General features: G+C 35.4%; 14 protein-coding genes and 1 pseudogene. 9 read left to right on the plus strand and 6 right to left on the minus strand.

All coding sequences use genetic code 11. The annotated features are described in order from the left end of the window. Window positions 1-720 precede the first annotated feature (720 nt). Window positions 721-1,435 (plus strand): annotated as a pseudogene (locus G6554_RS26395) (IS91 family transposase); the annotation flags it as partial. A 222-nt stretch (window positions 1,436-1,657) separates the two neighbouring features. Next, entirely contained in the window at window positions 1,658-1,849 is a 192-nt protein-coding gene (locus tag G6554_RS23695) for a DUF1653 domain-containing protein (protein ID WP_166246503.1), read from the plus strand. Window positions 1,850-1,893: 44 nt separating this feature from the next. Here the strand turns inward: G6554_RS23695 and G6554_RS23700 are convergent, their stop codons facing one another. The 4 genes from G6554_RS23700 to G6554_RS23715 form a co-directional block, all read right to left on the minus strand. Further along, the gene (locus tag G6554_RS23700; protein WP_166246504.1) at window positions 1,894-2,667 is read right to left on the minus strand and encodes a peptidoglycan recognition protein family protein; all 774 of its coding nucleotides are present in this window, start codon (window positions 2,665-2,667) and stop codon (window positions 1,894-1,896) included. 58 nt (window positions 2,668-2,725) lie between these two features. Next, the gene (locus G6554_RS23705; RefSeq protein ID WP_166246506.1) at window positions 2,726-2,869 is read right to left on the minus strand and encodes a phage holin; all 144 of its coding nucleotides are present in this window, start codon (window positions 2,867-2,869) and stop codon (window positions 2,726-2,728) included. Between the two features lie 623 nt (window positions 2,870-3,492). After that, window positions 3,493-4,545, minus strand: a complete 1,053-nt coding sequence (locus G6554_RS23710; protein WP_166246507.1) for a hypothetical protein — start codon at window positions 4,543-4,545, stop codon at window positions 3,493-3,495. Between the two features lie 9 nt (window positions 4,546-4,554). Continuing rightward, window positions 4,555-6,006 (minus strand): MBOAT family O-acyltransferase, encoded by a 1,452-nt coding sequence (locus tag G6554_RS23715; protein ID WP_166246509.1) that lies wholly within the window; start codon window positions 6,004-6,006, stop codon window positions 4,555-4,557. Window positions 6,007-6,344: 338 nt separating this feature from the next. Between G6554_RS23715 and wecB the strand changes: the two genes are divergently transcribed. The 7 genes from wecB (at window position 6,345) to G6554_RS23750 (ending at window position 16,616) form a co-directional block, all read left to right on the plus strand. Next, complete coding sequence (gene wecB / locus G6554_RS23720; RefSeq protein WP_166246511.1) at window positions 6,345-7,490, plus strand: non-hydrolyzing UDP-N-acetylglucosamine 2-epimerase; 1,146 nt, start codon at window positions 6,345-6,347, stop codon at window positions 7,488-7,490. 400 nt (window positions 7,491-7,890) lie between these two features. Next, window positions 7,891-9,747 (plus strand): polysaccharide biosynthesis protein, encoded by a 1,857-nt coding sequence (locus tag G6554_RS23725; RefSeq protein ID WP_166246513.1) that lies wholly within the window; start codon window positions 7,891-7,893, stop codon window positions 9,745-9,747. 70 nt (window positions 9,748-9,817) lie between these two features. Beyond that, a complete protein-coding gene (locus G6554_RS23730; RefSeq protein WP_166246514.1) occupies window positions 9,818-10,528 on the plus strand; it encodes an acyltransferase in 711 nt (236 codons plus the stop codon). Window positions 10,529-10,544: 16 nt separating this feature from the next. Then, window positions 10,545-11,777: a glycosyltransferase family 4 protein gene (locus tag G6554_RS23735; protein WP_166246516.1), complete on the plus strand. Its 1,233-nt coding sequence runs from the start codon at window positions 10,545-10,547 to the stop codon at window positions 11,775-11,777. A gap of 24 nt (window positions 11,778-11,801) precedes the next feature. Next, window positions 11,802-12,953 carry a DegT/DnrJ/EryC1/StrS family aminotransferase gene (locus G6554_RS23740; protein WP_166246518.1) on the plus strand — a complete coding sequence of 384 codons (1,152 nt, stop codon included), beginning with the start codon at window positions 11,802-11,804 and terminating at the stop codon, window positions 12,951-12,953. A 9-nt stretch (window positions 12,954-12,962) separates the two neighbouring features. Then, window positions 12,963-13,607 carry a sugar transferase gene (locus G6554_RS23745; protein ID WP_166246520.1) on the plus strand — a complete coding sequence of 215 codons (645 nt, stop codon included), beginning with the start codon at window positions 12,963-12,965 and terminating at the stop codon, window positions 13,605-13,607. A 426-nt stretch (window positions 13,608-14,033) separates the two neighbouring features. Beyond that, window positions 14,034-16,616 carry an N-acetylmuramoyl-L-alanine amidase family protein gene (locus G6554_RS23750; RefSeq protein ID WP_166246522.1) on the plus strand — a complete coding sequence of 861 codons (2,583 nt, stop codon included), beginning with the start codon at window positions 14,034-14,036 and terminating at the stop codon, window positions 16,614-16,616. Window positions 16,617-16,734: 118 nt separating this feature from the next. Here G6554_RS23750 and G6554_RS23755 read toward each other — a convergent pair whose 3' ends face one another. After that, complete coding sequence (locus tag G6554_RS23755) at window positions 16,735-17,838, minus strand: glycosyltransferase family 4 protein (protein ID WP_166246524.1); 1,104 nt, start codon at window positions 17,836-17,838, stop codon at window positions 16,735-16,737. A gap of 8 nt (window positions 17,839-17,846) precedes the next feature. Next, on the minus strand, window positions 17,847-18,965 hold the full coding sequence (locus tag G6554_RS23760) for a glycosyltransferase (RefSeq protein WP_166246525.1): 1,119 nt from the start codon (window positions 18,963-18,965) through the stop codon (window positions 17,847-17,849). Window positions 18,966-19,158: the final 193 nt, after the last annotated feature.

The following is a 19,158-nucleotide window of genomic DNA, read 5'->3' on the forward strand; positions in this document are numbered from 1 at the left end:
TTACTCATTTAAATTATATGACAGTACATATTTTTTCTTTTTTGATCAGTATGGTGGGTTCTTTTTATCTTAATTCTTATTTTACGAATAAACTAAGCCAACGTTAAAAAAGTTTCTTCAATTTCCCCTCACAAACATGGTGAATATATCAGTATCATCCGCTACAATCTATTATCTTGGTTGAATTAATGGGGATGAATGAAAATGTTTCACCATTATTGGCATCAGTTGTTGCGATTCCATTTACTTTTATCATCTCAAAAGTAATACTCATGAAAGAATCACACTAGAAAGGAATTAACCTATCGGAGAGAAAGTTATGAAAACAAAAATGAACATAGACTAAAATATTATCATCTTTTTTTCATTGTCGCTTTTATGTGTTTTTTAATCTTTTATAGATTGCCATTACATGGGTTCTTTTTTATCCCAAAAATTGCGGATATAAAAGAGCAATATATTCAGTTTTTTAATTTATTCAATTCATTAATGAGAAGTGGAGAATGACCTTTTTGACTTGGGAATTTGGGCTGGGAGGGAGTTTTTGGAATCAATTTAGCTATTATATCTTGGGTGATATTTTTGTTTGGCCGTTGCTACTATTGCCGAAGAGTTTATTCACGTACTCATTTATTCCGTTAAGTTCCTAGAAAATATTTTTGATGTTACTGGGGAATGTATCTATTTTTAAAGAAAGTTGGCATTAAAAGTCCCATCGCAATGGTATATGCTAATAGAGGAGTTATCAAACGAATATTAAATGATCACTTTGATGGTTATTGGAGGATGAATTCTTACCTTTTTCCGGTATCGTATCGTGAAGATATTAAAGAAACAGTAGAGAAAGCGATTAGATGTGGAACTCGTGATTTGGGATACGCACGTTATGAGTGCCTCGGATGCGAAGGAGGATCAAATCCGGTTTTTGTGTGCTTTACTTCTAAAAGTCGCTTTTGCCATAAATGTGGTAAGAAAAATAGTGTTGATTGGTAAGATAAGCAACAGGAAATGATTTTTTATGTTCCGCAAAGTCATATGGTGTTTACAATACCGAGGAATTGAGAAATATCTTCTTTCAAGACCGAAAAAAGCTGAAGTCTTTCAATTTTACTTTCAACGTAAAAGTAACAAACGTGATCTATAGGTTGGCATAATTACAGTGATTCATACTTTTGGACAGGATTTGAAATTTAATCCTCATATTCATGCACTAGTAACGGAAGGTGTAATTGATATCCGCAATGAGTGGGCACCCACTTAATTTATTCCATATGAATATTTAAGAAAGTCCTGGCAAAAGGTCGTGTTAGATTTACTAAAATCTTGGTTTCCGAATAACCGCTCTGTTATCAATCTTATTAATAATCTATATCAACGATATCAAAAAGGATTCTGTTTTATTGCAGAACAGAGAATGAGGAATGCAAAAGGAGCTGCGAATACATAGAAAAGAAGATATTACTGAGGCTGTTTTAGAGTTAGAAAGGCTAGAACAATTGAAGGCATTTAATGACGCTGATAATTTACCTTTTTAAGCCCATAATAAGGGCTTTTTATATTGTCTGTTTTTGTCGAAAAGATTGTTTTTTATTTAAGGGTAAATCATAATGTAAATATGAAAAAAGAGGGAGCCAATATGCTATTGGTGGGTAAATAAATGAAAAAATATCGGCATTATAAAGGGAACGAATATGAGTTTATTTGTATTGCATTTCATTCCGAAAAAGATGAACAATTAGTCGTTTACAAAGATGATAAGGGGAAGATTTTTGCAAGCCCATATAATGAGTTTTTTGAAACAGTTGAACATGAAGGTAAATTGATCCTAAGATTCCAAGAAATCAAATAGAAATGCAAGCCCCTATCTCGTGTGTGAGATAGGGGCTTTTCGTTTTACAGCATTTTATCTTGCTTCAGACGATCGTAATAAATCGCTAAAATCTTAGCAAACTGTAAAGCAGTTGCAGCATCATACTCGCCTGTTTCTTTAATTCGTTGTTCCTTTTGGAATTTTTTCAAAGCATTTAATGTGCTGTTGCCGAACACATCACCCTCACGATCAGCCCATGAGATATAACCTAAGCTTGCTAATTGATAATTTAGCACTTTTACAGATTCGCCTTTGTCACCCGGTTTTAGCACTTCTTCCACTCCCTTTCCTTGGATTTTTTTAGTATTGTAGTTTTCAAGCATGGCTATAAAATTGCTCCATGTAATTCCCTTCTCCCCGCTCCGAAGATATCTCGGGCAATTTTTCCCTGTCCAGTGATTATGCTGGACAACATTCGAGAGGGGGATATTGAACTGAACCATTAGTTGTTTCGTCACTTCTGCAGTATTGCTCACAGCCTTTTGAAAATCACCATCGGAGTTAACGGCAATTTCAATATGAATGGATAATGTATTACCTGGACCATTTTTACCGTCACCTGCTGCATACGCAACTTCGGTAAATGGGATAGATTGGATAGCTTCTTGGTCATCAATTTGTAGGTGCCAAGATGCCGCTCGGTCATTGCCACGCTCTTGTAATTGGGCGTGAGCGTTTGCGTCTGCCCCTGCACCAGGGTTGTCTGTTTCATGGATGGTGATGTATTTAGGGGTCATTTTTATGCCCGGGCGAGTTTCTTTGTTAGATGCAGGAATAAATCGTTGTATTATATTCATACATATCCTCTCCTTTAATAATAATTTATGGTGACAAAGTATTATTCGTGTGGGCTGCTTATTGTGGCTTGTTATACCCTTTGGCATGTTGGCTATCCTCCATACCAGTTGTGGTGGAATCCTGCACAACCCCAAGCGTGAATAGCAGACCAAATATCGCATTAACAACTAACAGAAACCAATCCTTAATTTGATCAGTCAAAACAAAATCTGTTATGCTAGCTGCATGAGCACCGACTAAAGTACCTCAGTCAAAATAAAAAGTTGTGACACGAGTGCCACAACCCATAAACGATTTTTAATGCGTACTTTCCAGTTAATCATAATTAAATCCCTCCATTTTTCGCGTAATGAAATAATAGATTGATAACTCCGAAGAGGACAACACCAATGACCGTACGCCAGCATATCAACGTAGGCAGGGCTAAGTGCGGATGGTGTGTAGGATCTAATACTTGGTCGGTTATGTTTTAGTTAAGAATGCCCCTTTCCTTCCCTGGAAGAGGATTATGTACAAATATCTTTTAATAATCAAAAACTATTACTCAACCTTTGCGCTTGAAAAATGCTATGAGTTTAAATGTGTAGCGTTTTAAGCCGTTGATGAAGGGTGCTTGACTTTAAATATAGGCATGAAAAAGCACCTCTTCGTTTGGTATAATTGATTTGTTGAGAATCACAATACCATAAAGAAGAGGTGCTTCCTATTTGATTCGTATACTTACCCCTGGCAGTTCAGAAAGTTAATTAAAAGCCAACTACATCAATGGGTGCGGGCTTACCTAACTATATCAAGGTATACCTGCCTATTCTGCGAAAGTTGAGTTAAAAACTTTTCTGTCGATTCTTTTCTATTACATTAAACATTTCGTTTATGTTTTCTTTTGTCATTTTAATCCCAAAATCATGTGGTATATAGCCTTTCCTATCCGATATTCGCTTTATCATCAATGTGCCAATTTCCGGATATGCATGCTGTGTATCATAAAAATTATTATTATCTTTTGTAACTGAATTAGGTGTCATAAAATTAATACATTCTCCGAAAACATCCACTACATCAGTAATCCACCTTTGATAATCGCTCCATTTTTCAGTAGTTTGGAATTCAATTTGCCAACGCGCTTCAGCTACCGGTGTTAAAAAAACAACAAATTTATTTTCAGGATGACTTTTCTTTAATTGCATCAACATTTCTTTATATGAATTATCATATTTATAAATTTCTTTTTCCTGTTCTACTTCAAAATCATGAAAAAATTTTGCCTTTTCCTCATTTGTTACTGCTTTAGCTGTAGCAACATTGTCTCGATTATAAGTTCGGAAGCTATTAAATAATATCTTATTTTGTTTTGATGAGTTGAAGTTTTGTTTTGCGTATTCAAAAGTGTTAAAGGAAAATAATTTTTTTACTCGATAAAACGGTTTATCCATTTCTTTTATATATGTATTAAGATCTTTGGATTGTACCTTTGGTCGATTAACATTTGTACCCCAGAAATCAAGTCCTATGAATACTGTATCAAAATGCTTCCCAATTTTTTCTTCAGCATAAGTCAAATATGGATCATATTCCTCGACTAGCATACTACTCACGGCATAGTTATAAGTTTTCATTGGAAACTCATGTTCATTCATATACGTTACTCTACTACTACCTAGCAAAACAGCACTATAATTTTTTGGATTGAATGTTATACTATGCGTTTTTAATAATCTCTCATCAAAAGGATTCTGCACGTTATTAAAAGAATTTTGATGTGAATATAACCATAAAGGATCAATAAAGTAATTAAAACCTATAATGCCAAGAAATGGAGTCATGGCCAGTATGGTTAATATGCAAGTTTGGAGTAACCATTTTTTGTATGATTTCATTTTTATCTCCTAAAAATTAAAGTACAAAAATTCACTGTTAGAGTTCGAATTAAAGCTTATGTAGATAGCCACTGTGGCCACCAAAACAAACAGGATTGTTCTTGAAATTGTAGGTTTAAATTTTTCTTTTTGCTCATTTGAATTTGGAACATACCAAATAGAAAGAAAGATTACAAAAAATATCAATAAAACTGATATGGCTGTACCATGAGGTATGGTTAATAACTGACCAATTTCTAATAAACTATTACCTTCTGAATGAAAACGATAAGACCAAATTGAGTCATTAAACACCACCATACTCTTGATTACAGCGAACGCACTTTCAATTGAGTCCGCACGAAAAAAAACCCAGGCAAAATGCACAAAAAGAAACGTAATCATCCAAGCTAATGGTTTAGGCAATGACCGACCGCTATTTTTCCACATTCGATGAATTAGCATAGCGATTCCATGTAAACTTCCCCAAATAATAAATGTCCAGCCTGCTCCGTGCCAAAACCCACTTACCAGAAAAATAATCAGGAGGTTGACATACGTCCGGATTAGCCCCCTCTTGTTACCACCCAGTGGAAAATATATATACTTGGTAAGAAACCTTCCTAATGTTATATGCCATCTTCTCCAGAAATCTTGAATATTCAATGCCTTATATGGAGAATTAAAGTTAATTGGTAACCTTATATTAAATAATAGGGCTGCTCCCATGGCCATGTCACAATAGCCGCTAAAATCAAAGTACAGTTGAAATGTATATGATAAGGACGCAATCCAAGCCTCAAAAAAATTTAAATCAAATGCATGAGAATAACCTTGATTAGCCCAAATGGAAAAGCTATCTGCTATCACCACTTTCTTAAATAAACCAATTCCAAAAATAAAGATCCCGATTGCTATATTTTTCACGTTCACCCTGTAATTCTCTTTATGTAATTCCATCATAATTTCTTTATAGTAAATAATCGGACCGGCAATGAGATGAGGGAAAAATGTGACAATTAGGACATAGTCATAAATTTTGTATCCTTCTATCTCTCTACGATAAATGTCAACTAGATAAGAAATTTGCTGGAAGGTAAAAAAACTGATTGCAAGTGGCAAGGCCAAATGTAAGAGCGGAAAATTTTTCTCAACCAATGAATTAATGGTCGATAAAAAGAAATCAGTATACTTGAAGTAACCCAGTAACCCTACATTGAAAACAATTCCAAATGTCAGAATAGATTTTCGGTTACTTTTTTTATAACTTTTTGTTAAAATTGCACCGAACGTATAATTCACAGCAATTGAAATCAAAATGAGCGGAAGATAGTTGATATTCCACCAGCTGTAAAAAACAAGTGAGGCTACACCTAGAAACACCTTTGCTATAACCGTTTGTCCAGTATAAAGCAATGTAAAATAAACTAAAAAAGTGACTGGTAAAAAAATAAGGATAAACTCAAAGGAATTAAAAAGCACGCTGTTCGTCCCTCTCATATGTTATAGGTATGAGTGTACCAATTCTTCAAAAAAACATCTACAACCAAATCAAAAAGTCCACTTTCTTCATGAAGATACCTTTAAAGAGAGAAACAAGAAAATTCAAATGTTAATTAAAAAGTCAACAACTGCGTGGGCCGCAGCTTACCTTTATTTAATATTGCCATCCAGGCTTAACATTCTTCATAAAAATACACTGGTTCTACTCTTAACCGAAACCAGCCTTGTTGGAGTATGTTTGTTCTGCTATTATGTAGGTGGCTGATAAAATTATCTTGAAACATGAGAAATAGCAGATCACCTTTTTGGAGGTTTTTATGAAGAATCAATTGAAGGTAATGACTGTATTTGGAACAAGACCAGAGGCTATCAAAATGGCTCCACTTGTGAAAGAATTAGCGAACCATCCTGATAAAATACAATCTATTGTAACTGTTACTGCGCAGCATCGGGAAATGTTGGACCAAGTGTTGAAAATATTTGAAATTCAACCTGACTATGATTTAAATATTATGAAGGAACGGCAGTCACTAATCGATGTAACTACCCGTTGTTTAGAAGGATTAAATAAAGTATTTCAAGAGGTAAAACCCGATATTGTTTTAGTTCATGGTGATACCTCTACTACCTTTGTAGCTAGCTTGGCTGCTTTTTATAATTCCATCCCAATTGGACATGTCGAGGCAGGACTTCGTACCCGAAATAAGTATTCACCATACCCCGAAGAAATGAACCGCCAGCTTACAGGGATTTTAGCGGATATTCACTTTTCACCAACTAGCCAATCAAAAGAAAACCTTTTAGCGGAAAATAAACCAACAGAGTCAATTTTCGTCACAGGGAATACCGCAATTGATGCGTTAAAAACGACTGTCAAAACTCAATATTCTCACCCGGTATTGAATAATTTAGCGGATAATCGTCTAGTCCTAATGACGGCACATCGGCGTGAAAACACAGGTGAACCTATGAGGCATATGTTTCATGCGATTAAAAGATTAGTGGAGAAGCACGAAGATATTCAAGTCGTTTACCCTGTACACATGAATCCTGTCGTTCGTGAAATTGCAAATGAGGTGCTGGGGGAGAATGATCGGATCCACTTAATTGAACCATTGGATGTAATTGACTTCCATAATTTCGCTTCCAGAGCATATTTGATCTTGACCGATTCAGGTGGTGTCCAAGAAGAAGCCCCTTCGTTAGGTGTTCCAGTACTCGTTTTAAGAGATACAACCGAGCGTCCTGAGGGTGTTACAGCAGGTACATTGAAGCTTGCAGGGACTGATGAAGAAACTATCTTTAGTCTTGCAGATGAGCTATTGTCGGATAAAGATGCACATAACATTATGGCTAAAGCTTCAAACCCTTATGGTGATGGACTTGCTTCCAAAAGAATCGTTGAAGCTATTCTCTATCACTTTGGTTATACAAAAGAGGAACCAACCGATTTCGAGATATAATAAAGTGCTTATAATTACCCTTGCCAAATCTTGGTAAGGGTTTATCAGTTTACCCTCAATTTGCTTCGTTTTTTCTCTTTCGAGAACCTTAGAATTCAAAAAGTAGATGCTCTTATAGGATTAAAGTCGTCCCAAGTGTTTATAATCGATGTTTCGGTGTATGAGGGTTTATAAAGGCTTGGAGAGTGGTTTTCCTTTATTTTATTTTGCTAAGGGGAAAATTGGATGAATTATGCAAAGTAATATGTCTGTATAATGCAAAGTCTAAGTATTACAAATGTTAAAGTTTCAACATCTTAGGTACAAAAAAGCGATTTATGCTATAATAACATCTGTATTTAAAGAGAAGGTATATATGAAAAGGCTTTTTATTTTTTCATTGCTATGAGGAGGTATTTGTATGAAATACCGGACAAGAATGATTTCTCTTGTCTGCATTGATTCTGCAGTAGTTTTACTATCTATATATATGTCCTATTTTATTATTAACCCATTTTCCGGATATATATTAACGATCCCCATCCTTAAGACGATGATTCTTACGACATCCATAACCTTGCTAATAACCCACCACGCATTTTCATATATATTTGGGTTATACAGAAGTGTTTGGAAATATGCAAGCATGGAAGAACTTGTAGGTCTGTTTTACGTAGTCACTTCTTCTGTTATTATCACAGCCCTTGTTCAGAAGATTACATTTCAAAATGTATACTTTCAAGGACTTTCAGTGACTTACATGCTTAATATACTCCTCCTTGGGTTTGTACGCTTTTGGTGGAGATTTTCAAAAACGATTTCCTTTGAACTTCGGACAAGGGGCATTCGACCTGAAAAGGCAAAGCGTACGTTAATTATTGGGGCTGGCTCAACAGGGCGGATGCTTCTTCAGCAGCTAAAGGATCATCCAACAACTGACCTTCAGCCAGTTGCGTTTTTAGATGATAATGAAAATGTTCAGCGTCTACAGGTTGGAGGATTGCCGGTAGCGGGTACTGTCACGGACCTACAAAAAGTGGTAAAAAGATTTAATATTGATCATGTAGTAATAGCAATACCATCCTTAAGCAAACACAAGTTACACGAAATAGTAACAGAAGCAAAAAAGGTTTGCAAGGACGTCCAAATCCTTCCTATGATCGGTGATTTGGCATCTGGGAAGATTTCAGTCAGTGAAATTAGGGATGTATCAATTGAAGATTTATTAGGTCGAGAACCGGTAGTATTAGATATCAAAGGGATTGAAGATAAAATAGAAAGTAAAACTATCCTCATTACCGGTGCAGGAGGTTCGATTGGATCTGAACTTTGCCGCCAGCTATGTCTATTTAAACCAAAGACAATTATTTTGTTGGGTCACGGTGAAAATAGTATTTATTCTATTGAGATGGAATTAAGAAAAAAACATGCCAAGGAAATTGAGTTTTTTACAGAAATTGCTGATGTTCAAGATAGAGGTAAGATGTTTGATATTTTATTTAAACATAGGCCAGCATTTGTTTTTCATGCTGCTGCACATAAACATGTCCCCCTTATGGAGCGGAATCCTGAGGCTGCAGTTAAAAATAATATCTTTGGTACGAAAAATGTTGCTGAAGCCGCAGATGCTGCAGGAGTAAATACCTTTGTATTAGTTTCAACAGATAAAGCAGTTAACCCTACAAGTGTAATGGGGTCAACAAAACGGGTGGCAGAAATCATCATTCAAAATCTTGCCCGTAATAGCCAAACACGTTTTGTTGCTGTAAGATTTGGGAATGTTTTAGGAAGCCGTGGCAGTGTTGTTCCTTTATTTAAGAAGCAGATTGCAGCGGGCGGCCCTGTCACAGTCACTCATCCTGAGATGACTAGGTACTTTATGACCATACCTGAAGCAGCAAGATTAGTTATTCAGGCCGGAACACTTGCCCGTGGGGGAGAAATTTTTGTACTTGATATGGGTGAATCCGTTAAAATTGTGGATTTGGCCAAAAATCTTATAAAATTATCTGGCTTTACTGAGGATGAAATTAAAATTGAATATAGTGGTATGCGTCCCGGAGAAAAACTTTATGAAGAGATTCTAAACAAAGATGAAATACATCCTGAAAAAGTGTATCCTAAAATATATATCGGAAAAGCAACTCAAGAAAATGCAGAAGATATCTTGAAAGAAATTTCTATGCAAATGGATGATCCAGAAAAGCTAAGAGAAACGTTATTGGAAATTGCCAACCGTAAAAGGGTGACACAAAAAAAAATTTTGTCAGTCACATGAATAAACGTAAGGGTACATTACCCTTACGTTTAAAAAAGACTTTATTTTTACATAAAAGGAAGCGAAATGAATGAACAATATCACAAAGGGATTAAATGTTATTATCGGTGAAAATGTTTCAATTGGCGAAAATGTCAGGTTTGGAAATAATGTCATCATTTATGATGGCGTCCAAATTGGAAATAATACAATGATACAAGATAATGTAGTAATTGGAAAACAGCCGGCGCGGGCCAAGAACTCCATTCTGCCTGATGTGAAGAAGTTGCCCCCGACTGTAATAGGGAATGGTGTTACTATTGGAACATCATCTATTGTATACGCGAATGCTACGATTGCTGATGATGTGTTTGTAGCTGACCTAGCTACTATTCGTGAAAGAGTATCAATCGGTGAGAAAACCATAGTAGGAAGAGGGGTAGCTGTTGAAAATGACTGTACCGTTGGTAGCTACTGTAAGCTTGAGACCAATTGCTATATAACTGCCTACTCAACAATTGAGGATTATGTGTTTATCGCACCATGTGTAGTAACGACAAATGATAATTATATGGCGAGATCCAAAGAAAGATATGAGCACTTTAAAGGTGTAACCATTAAAACAGGTGGTCGCATTGGTGCAAACTCAACCATTTTACCAGGAAAAATAATTCATGAGGATGGGGCGGTCGCAGCCGGCAGTGTTGTTACGAAGGATGTAGAGAAGGAAGCAATAGTAGCTGGTATTCCTGCCAGAGGGCTACGGAAGGTCCCAGAAGCCCAGTTGTTAAAAAATCAATAATTTGCGAGTGAATGCAATGAAAATAGTACTGATTAATCATTATGCAGGATCAAATGTCCACGGGATGGAGTACCGACCCTATTACTTAGCAAAAGAATGGGTAAAAAGCGGTCATGAGGTAACCATTATTGGTGCGTCATACTCCCATATTCGGACGATCCAGCCTGAAATGACAGGGCGTTGGAAGGAAGAATTTTTAGACGGTATTCGTTATATTTGGATAAAAACGCCGCCATATGAAGGTAATGGGGCGAAAAGAATTATTAACATGATGATATTCTTAAAGGCCTTAAGAGCGAAGGCAAGTTTTATTGCTGAAACATATCATCCTGACGTTGTCATTGCTTCATCCACTTATCCTTTAGATATTTATCCCGCCCGAAAAATTGCTAAAAAGGCTGGAGCAAAATTAATTTTTGAGGTTCATGATTTATGGCCCTTATCACCGATGGAGCTCGGCAATATGTCAGCGAAGCACCCCTTTATCATGGTCATGCAAAAGGGGGAAAATGATGCGTACGCTTACGCTGATACAGTCGTATCCCTTTTGCCTAAGGCTGACCAGCATATGATTGAGCATGGTTTAGAACCAGGGAAGTTCCGCTATCTTCCAAACGGAATCGATGTGGAGCAATGGAATGATGCAAAGGAAAAAATTCCCGAGGATCATATGAAACTCATTCAACAATTGAAAGCGGAAGGGAAGTTTTTGGTTGGTTATGCAGGGACGCATGGAATCGCCAATGCCCTTGAATATATGATTGATGCAGCTGAACTTGTTAAGGATGAGCCGGTTGCCTTTATCCTTGTTGGTAAGGGACCGGAACGAGAGACATTAATCCAAAAGGCAAAAGAAAGAAATTTGACGAATATTCACTTTTTACCGGTTATTAATAAAAAGGCCATACCCGATTTCTTGGCACATATGGATGCCTTATATATCGGCTGGCGAAGAAGTCCGCTATATCGATTTGGGGTTAGCCCGAACAAGCTTTTGGACTATTTAATGGCAGGCAGACCGATTATTCATGGCATTGAAGCTGGAAATGATTTAGTGGCAGAAGCAGAGGCTGGAATTTCCATCGAGCCTGAGAATCCTAAGAAACTTGCCGAGGCAGTAATCGCAATAAAAAACTACTCCCCTGTTGAGTTAAATAAAATGGGTTCAAATGGAAAGAAGTTTGTTAGTCAAACCCATGATTACCACGTGTTATCGCAAAAGTTTATTGATATTATGAACGAAAAATAAATCATTATTGAAGGTGTGAAAACAATGGAATTTATTCCGTATGCCTTACCATTAATTGAAGACGCAGAAATTAAAGAAGTGATTGATACACTTCAATCCAATTGGTTAAGTAAAGGTCCTAAAACAGTGGAGTTTGAAAAGCAATTTCAGGAATATGTTCATGCTGAACATGCCCTTGGACTTAATTCTTGTACTGCAGGTCTTCATATTTCACAGTTAGCTGCAGGAATAGGTCGCGGGGATGAAGTAATCACAACTCCATACACGTTTGTGGCAACAGCAAATACCATCATACATACTGGTGCAACTCCTGTATTTGTTGATATTGATCCTGTGACCATGAATATTGACCCGGCGAAAATAGAAGAAAAAATTACTGACAAGACAAAAGCCATTATTCCTGTTCACTTTGCTGGTTATCCATGTGATATGGACCCAATAATGGAAATTGCGAAGAAACATAAATTAGTCGTTATTGAAGATGCAGCACATGCAGTGTATACGAAGTATAAGGGAAGAATGATTGGCAGCATCGGTGATTTCACTTGCTTTAGTTTTTACGCTACCAAAAATCTTGTAACCGGTGAAGGCGGACTTGTCACCACCCATAGTGACGAATGGTCTGATAAAATGCGTGTAATGAGCCTGCATGGTATGAGTAAGAATGCTTGGAATCGCTATGGTGATAAAGGAACATGGTATTATGAAGTGGAAGAGGCAGGATTTAAATACAATATGACCGATATGCAGGCCGCCTTAGGACTTGTGCAGCTAGGAAAGCTCGGAAATATGCAAAAACGCCGTGAAGAAATTGCTCAAAAATATAATGGGGCATTTTCGAAAATAGAGGGTCTAACCATTCCACATAGTGATGAAGAAAATGTTCATGCGTGGCATTTGTACGTGATTCGCTTAAACGAGAATGCGTTTACGATAGATCGTGCGCAATTTATCGAAGAGCTTAAAGAAAAAGGTGTTGGAACAAGTGTCCATTTTATTCCAGTTCCAATGCATCCTTACTACAAAAGACTTGGGTACAAAATGGAGGATTTCCCCAATGCTTTAGCTGCATATAATGGAGCAATCTCAATTCCGTTGTATCCTAAAATGACTGACGAACAGGTTGACCATGTGATTGAAGCTGTGGAAAGTCTTGCAAAAACCTTTAAAAAATAGGTGATAAAAATGGATGGAAAAGCAGTATCCCAATACAAAACACAAAGTGGCAGCTTCAATGATATTGTAAAACGTGCTTTCGACATAGTCATGTCCTTTGTTGGTTTAATTCTCTTATCTCCATTTTTCTTGATTATTTTCCTGCTAATCAAACTGGATTCGAAAGGTCCGGTTTTGTTTAAGCAGGTTAGGGTGGGGCGCTTTGAAAAGAATTTCAAAATATTAAAGTTTAGAACGATGGTAACAGATGCAGAAAGTAGGGGTGCACAAATTACAGTAGGAAGAGATAGCCGGATCACAAGGGTTGGTCATTTATTACGAAAATCAAAGCTGGATGAATTACCTCAATTAATAAATGTCTTTAAAGGTGATATGAGTCTGGTTGGTCCCCGCCCGGAAGTTCCTAAATATACCCAATACTATAATAAAACACAAAAACGAATTTTTGAAATCCGTCCTGGAATTACCGATTACGCGTCAATCAAATACAGGGATGAAAATGAAATTCTTGCCATGAGTACAGAGCCGGAAAAAACGTATATAGAAGAAATTATGGTTGATAAATTAAAATTAAACCTAGAGTACTTGCAAAAGAGGTCATTAGTAACAGATATTAAAATTATTTTTAATACCCTATATAAAATTGTTAAATAAGTGTTAAAACGTTCAGCTGACACTCCTTTTTATTTGGTGTTTTTATCCAAATTAAAGGGGGTGTTTTATTTTATTTGAGAAACCTTTTGCTAATATAACGATATATGGCAAGAAGATTATTTCCACACCTACCATACAATAAGTTACTCGAGCACTAAAGTAATTGGAAATTATTTTATTACGACAATTTAATTAAAATTTCGCCGTTTTTTATGTGTGAATGATGTAGTTTATCAAAATTTTTGTAATTTTTACGGCTTTTTTGTCAGTCATTACATAAAAAATAAAGTATAATAGATTAATAAAGGGGGATATCAGTTTTTTTTACATTCAGTATAGTGCTTGTCACATCATTTTTGTTAGCTCCAATAAATGGCAGTGGAAATAGATAGTATTTCACTAAATTTATTAAGGGGACTTTTTACATTGAATCATAAAATTTTGAATTTTCTTTTTCTCTTTCTTTTTAGTTTCATTTTTCTTTTACCTGGAGAAACCTCCGCAGCGGCTGAGATAACAGGTGTAGTAAACAGTAATTCGGTCAATATTAGATCCGGAAGCGGTTTAAACTATGGTATTATATCAAGCGCCAACAAAGGAGATTCGTTTCCTGTACTAGGAACAAGCAACGGCTGGGTAAATGTAAAGTTGACCAACGGAAATGGGTGGATAGCTGACTATTTAATTGATATTCAAAATTCACCTATCCAAAGAACTGCGATTAACTTGGCAAATAGCTTAAGTGTTTATCAAGAAGCAAGTACAAGGACAGCTATCATTGGAGTATTAAACAAAAATGATCCTGTCACTATCCAAAATGAGATAAATGGATGGTATCAAGTAAAGGCAGAAAAAGTGAGTGGTTGGGTCTATGGGAACCTTTTAAATAGTAATTTTACTGTAAACTCAACAATGGTAAATGTTTATGTTGATGCTAGTGTAAGAGTTTCTGTCAAAGGTACCTTGAAAAAAGGAGACTCAGGTAATATATTAAGAGAAATAAATGGCTGGTATTTCATAGAGTCAACAAATATGCAGGGCTGGATATTTGGTAAACATTTAACTGAAGGTAGTCCCATTGCCAATGTTGACACTGGAAAATCTGCCATTGTTCAATCTCAAGTATTGGACGTTTATCAGCAAGAATCTATGAGAAGTGCCAAAATAGGAAGAGTTAACAAAAATACCCCTGTAAAAATTATTAAAGAAATAAATGGCTGGTATCAAATTACATCACAAAACATTAATGGTTGGGTTTATGGCGGGCTCTTAAATTCTTCATTTTCCGTTTCAGCTTCTGTGGTAAATATTTATCAGGAGTCTAGCTTAAGGACAAGTGTAATAAATCAGTTGAAAAGAGGAGAAACAGGCGAAGTTATCCAAGAGATAAATGGATGGTACTATATTAAATCTGGCGTTAAAGAAGGCTGGATTTATTTCAAGCATTTAACAGAGGGAAGCCCTGCTGCTGTAATAAATGTCGATAGTTACCCTGCAATCATCAGTTCTTCCTTACTAAATGTTTACCAAGAAGCAAGTACTAGAACGCCTGTAATTGGGACGTTAAAAAAGGATACACCGATAACCGTTACAAAAGAAATAAACGGCTGGTATAAAGTTCAAGCCACCGAACTTGAGGGTTGGGTTTACGGAAATATTTTAAAAGCAACATTTACTGTACAAGCCTCAAAGGTAAATATTTATCAGGAAGCAAGTGTTAATTCGCCAGCAAGTGGAACTCTTGTTAAGAGTGAAGCGGGTAATATACTTAGGGAAATTAATGGATGGTATTATATTAAATCGGGGAATAAAGAAGGCTGGATTTATTATAAACATCTTACTGATGGAAGCCCGGCACCATTAGTTACCCTCATGGACGATAGGGCAATTGTACTTGTAAATAACTTAGCTGTTTATCAAGAGGCCAGTACTAGAACGGCTATTAAAGGACAGTTGGATAAGGATCAGCCGGTAAAGATTAAGAAGTTTATAAATGGCTGGTACCAAATCGTTTCAACAGATTTGGATGGTTGGGTCTATGGGAGCCTGCTAAAAAGTGAAGTAGTTACAACAGTGAATAACGTTGATGTCTATTTAAACTCAACTACAAGGACGACTATTGTAGCTACTTTAGGTTCAAACACTAGTATCAGAATATTAAAGGAAATAAATGGATGGTATTTAATTGAATCTAATGCAGTAAAAGGTTGGATATACAAAACCCATTTAGAAACTGGAAGTCCTGTGCTTCAAAAGATAAGTGCGATCGTTAAAAATGATACTAGTATATATTATGAACCTTCAGCCACCTCGCATATAATTGGATTTCTTACCGCAAATCAAGAGACATCTGTGATAAGGGAAGTAAACGGTTGGTACGAGATTATTAATAATAATGAAAGAGGATGGGTACCTGTTACGGCTGTTTTATATAAGCAAAGTCCAATAGTATTACCGCTTTCAGGAAAAGTAATCGTTTTAGATGCAGGGCATGGAGGTTATGATAGTGGGGCTTTAGGACCGGTTGACCGATTTGGAAAAAGGGCTATGGAAAAAGACCTTACTTTAAAAACTGTCAAATTATTGGAGTCAAAATTAGCTTCATTGGGTGCAAAAGTTATCCTTACCAGGAGTACCGATGTCTTTATTTCCTTGCCAAATCGTGTTAAAGTAAGCACGATAAATAATGCGGATATCTTCGTTAGTATTCACTATAATTCTTCTGTTGCAAGTACGGTTTCTGGACTTGAAACTTTATATTATTATAATAGAGATATACCGCTAGCTAATTCAATTCAAACATCTTTAGTAAATAAAATCCAATTGCCTAATAGAAAGGCAAAATATCAGGATGTGCATGTTCTAAGGGAAAATTCACATCCAAGTGCCTTGGTAGAGCTTGGGTTTATCTCCAACCCGTTTGAATTAGCTCTAATCCAAACGCAGGATTTTCAAGAAAAGGCCACATCTGCTATAGTGGATGGTATTTATTCCTTCTTAAAGAAATAATTAACATGATTCTAGATTACCTGATAATAATAAATGAAATATGTCCAATCATAAATGTTGAAATGAAGAAAAGGGCTTATTCAGTTTAGCTGAATAAGCCCTTAATGTATATGTTGTTCTATGCTTCTATTATTTTTTTTATTATTTCCAGCTCTTTTATAGTTGTATTTCCCTTTGAAAATCTGCTGTTTTTCTCATTTGATAATTTGGATAAACTTATTCCTTCTAAAACTTCATTTAGATTAATTTCAACTTCTGAGTTATTAAAATAAAAAATATTATCAAAGTTATAAAGCATCTCTTTACAAATAGGTAAATTTGAAGTTACCAAGGGCATCCCGTAAGTGGCAACCTCACACATTAAGACTCCTTGTGCATCTAATCTAGTTGGAAGTAAAGCGCAGCGATAGTGATTTAGAAGTTTTGCCATATCATTAGGACTAAAAAACTCCTGAAAGACTTCGATATTTTTAGGCTTTTCATTATAAGTAAAATACTCGCCTTTTCCATAAATATGGAAGGTGAGACTAGGGTGTTTCTTTGCCAGCTCTACAACCAAATCAACTGCATATTTAGAATTATCTAAAGGACGAATCGTTATAAAATCAGCTTTTATTGGTTGCTCTAACTTATAACTTTGCTCCAAGAAAATGGTATTCATTGCATTTGATATTACATATGAATTATCTAATAATAACTGCTTGTTAATAGGGATATTTTCAAGAAAAACATCACGCATCCAGTTACTTACAAAAATAATCTTTAACTTTTGGTTTTTAAACATTGAGGTAATATATTTCTTTAATATTTTTAGTTTTAATATATCGTATAAATCCCTCGTAAAATCCTTTATATGGTTAGTACCTAAATAAGAATAAGTTTTTGGGTAATATTTTGCCATTCTCATTACCTCATGCCCATGAATAAAGAATAAGATTTTTCCAAAGCGAGGATTATATTCTTTTAAAAACCTAATATGATTTCGGAGATTAGGGGCGTGACTAATAACAAGATTAAAAAGATGATTACGATATTCTGTCTTGAAATTCTCAAGTGGAATTACCTTTATTCCCTCGTAATAATAGGATTGTTGAGCACTAAAAGAAAGAACTGTTATGTTTAAATTTTGTTGGGCATATTCAAGATTCCTAGTATGAACATAATTCATTGCGTATTTGTTGTTAGCATTAGGATAGTCTTGTACAAGAATAAGAATTTCCATTTGCAGACCTACTTTCCGCTTTTTTGTGTAAGTGTATAGAAAACCTTTTCAGCACGATGAATCCAGAGATGTTTCATTAATAGAGCATTTCTTACATTTTCTTTATAATGGTCTCGAATTTGTGGGTCTAAAAATGTGTTTAATCCCTCAAAAATCCCTGGAGCATTATCTGGAACTACAAGACCCAGTTTACTTTTTTCAATAATATTTACTTGGGCCTTACAATTAGTTGCGAGAACAGGTAAACCGTACGAAATATATTCAAATAATTTAACTGCTACAGCAAAGTCATTATAGGTATCGCATTTAATCGGGACAATTCCAAAATCAGCTCTATGGTAAAGGGGTGTAAGCTGTTCCCCATATGCATGGTGTATTTCAAGCCAATCCATATTACTATATGGTTCCATCAGTTCCGAATAGGTTGAAAATTCCTCTTTGCGGCACACCATAATTAACTTTATCTTTGTTGACTTTTGATTAATTAGTCTGAATGCTTCTAAAGTATCATAAATTCCGTAGCGGGGGTTAATTCCTCCAACATAGATGGCTTGTACAAGATTTGTTTCTGTTTTTTTGTTATAATTTAACTTATTTACACCACCTGGAGGAAGGTCTGTCACCATATCCGGTTTTACACCGACAAAATCATTCATATATAGGCTTGGAAGATAAATAATACTGGAATATTTCTTATATAAAGACAGCTCAATCTTAAAAATAGTTTGCATGATCGGTTTTATTAATGGATTAACTTTGTACAGGGAATTAAATTTCCAATAGATGTCCCTATAGAATACCCCCAGAGGAATATTATTCTTTTTAAGATATTTTAGAAACGTTACATCAATTAAAGGTTTCCGTGGAAGATGATCTGTGTCTGTCAACCAGATAGGAATTGTCGCATTTTCCATATAGCAGAATAAGATTTCTTTTGGATTAACATTCATATATAAATTAGAAATGGCCTGTTCCCTATCCCTTGATTCTCCATTAATAGCTATTACTTCATAACCATTATTGTCGGCTAATTCTTTAAATGCTTCTAGTATTTTAACAGGACGAACCGCGGATCCACTTGTTTGTTGTCGTAATTTGTACGGAAAGTACACAATAATCTTCTTCATAATATCAGTTCCTTTGGGAAGTATTTATTTGAACATATTTTATCTTTATTTAATCTATTTTAAAAGTGCATTATAAGTTAAGTAAAATTTAGAAAATATGATCAATCTCTATATGAAATTTTGAATGACTTAATGGAAAAATCAGCATACTATGTAAGATTTAACATAAAAATTTGACGAATTTTCGTCTATA

Origin of the sequence: Bacillus sp. MM2020_4 (assembly GCF_011250555.1) — a bacterium.
Taxonomy (GTDB): Bacteria; Bacillota; Bacilli; order Bacillales; family Cytobacillaceae; genus Neobacillus.

Bases quoted from the DNA above. Each gene is read 5' to 3' on its own strand.
- G6554_RS23725 (WP_166246513.1), top strand. From the start codon at position 7,891: ATGAAATACCGGACAAGAATGATTTCTCTTGTCTGCATTGATTCTGCA.
- G6554_RS23755 (WP_166246524.1), bottom strand. From the start codon at position 17,838: ATGGAAATTCTTATTCTTGTACAAGACTATCCTAATGCTAACAACAAA.
- G6554_RS23735 (WP_166246516.1), top strand. From the start codon at position 10,545: ATGAAAATAGTACTGATTAATCATTATGCAGGATCAAATGTCCACGGG.
- wecB (WP_166246511.1), top strand. From the start codon at position 6,345: ATGAAGAATCAATTGAAGGTAATGACTGTATTTGGAACAAGACCAGAG.
- G6554_RS23760 (WP_166246525.1), bottom strand. From the start codon at position 18,965: ATGAAGAAGATTATTGTGTACTTTCCGTACAAATTACGACAACAAACA.
- G6554_RS23695 (WP_166246503.1), top strand. From the start codon at position 1,658: ATGAAAAAATATCGGCATTATAAAGGGAACGAATATGAGTTTATTTGT.
- G6554_RS23745 (WP_166246520.1), top strand. From the start codon at position 12,963: ATGGATGGAAAAGCAGTATCCCAATACAAAACACAAAGTGGCAGCTTC.
- G6554_RS23740 (WP_166246518.1), top strand. From the start codon at position 11,802: ATGGAATTTATTCCGTATGCCTTACCATTAATTGAAGACGCAGAAATT.
- G6554_RS23730 (WP_166246514.1), top strand. From the start codon at position 9,818: ATGAACAATATCACAAAGGGATTAAATGTTATTATCGGTGAAAATGTT.
- G6554_RS23700 (WP_166246504.1), bottom strand. From the start codon at position 2,667: ATGAATATAATACAACGATTTATTCCTGCATCTAACAAAGAAACTCGC.
- G6554_RS23710 (WP_166246507.1), bottom strand. From the start codon at position 4,545: ATGAAATCATACAAAAAATGGTTACTCCAAACTTGCATATTAACCATA.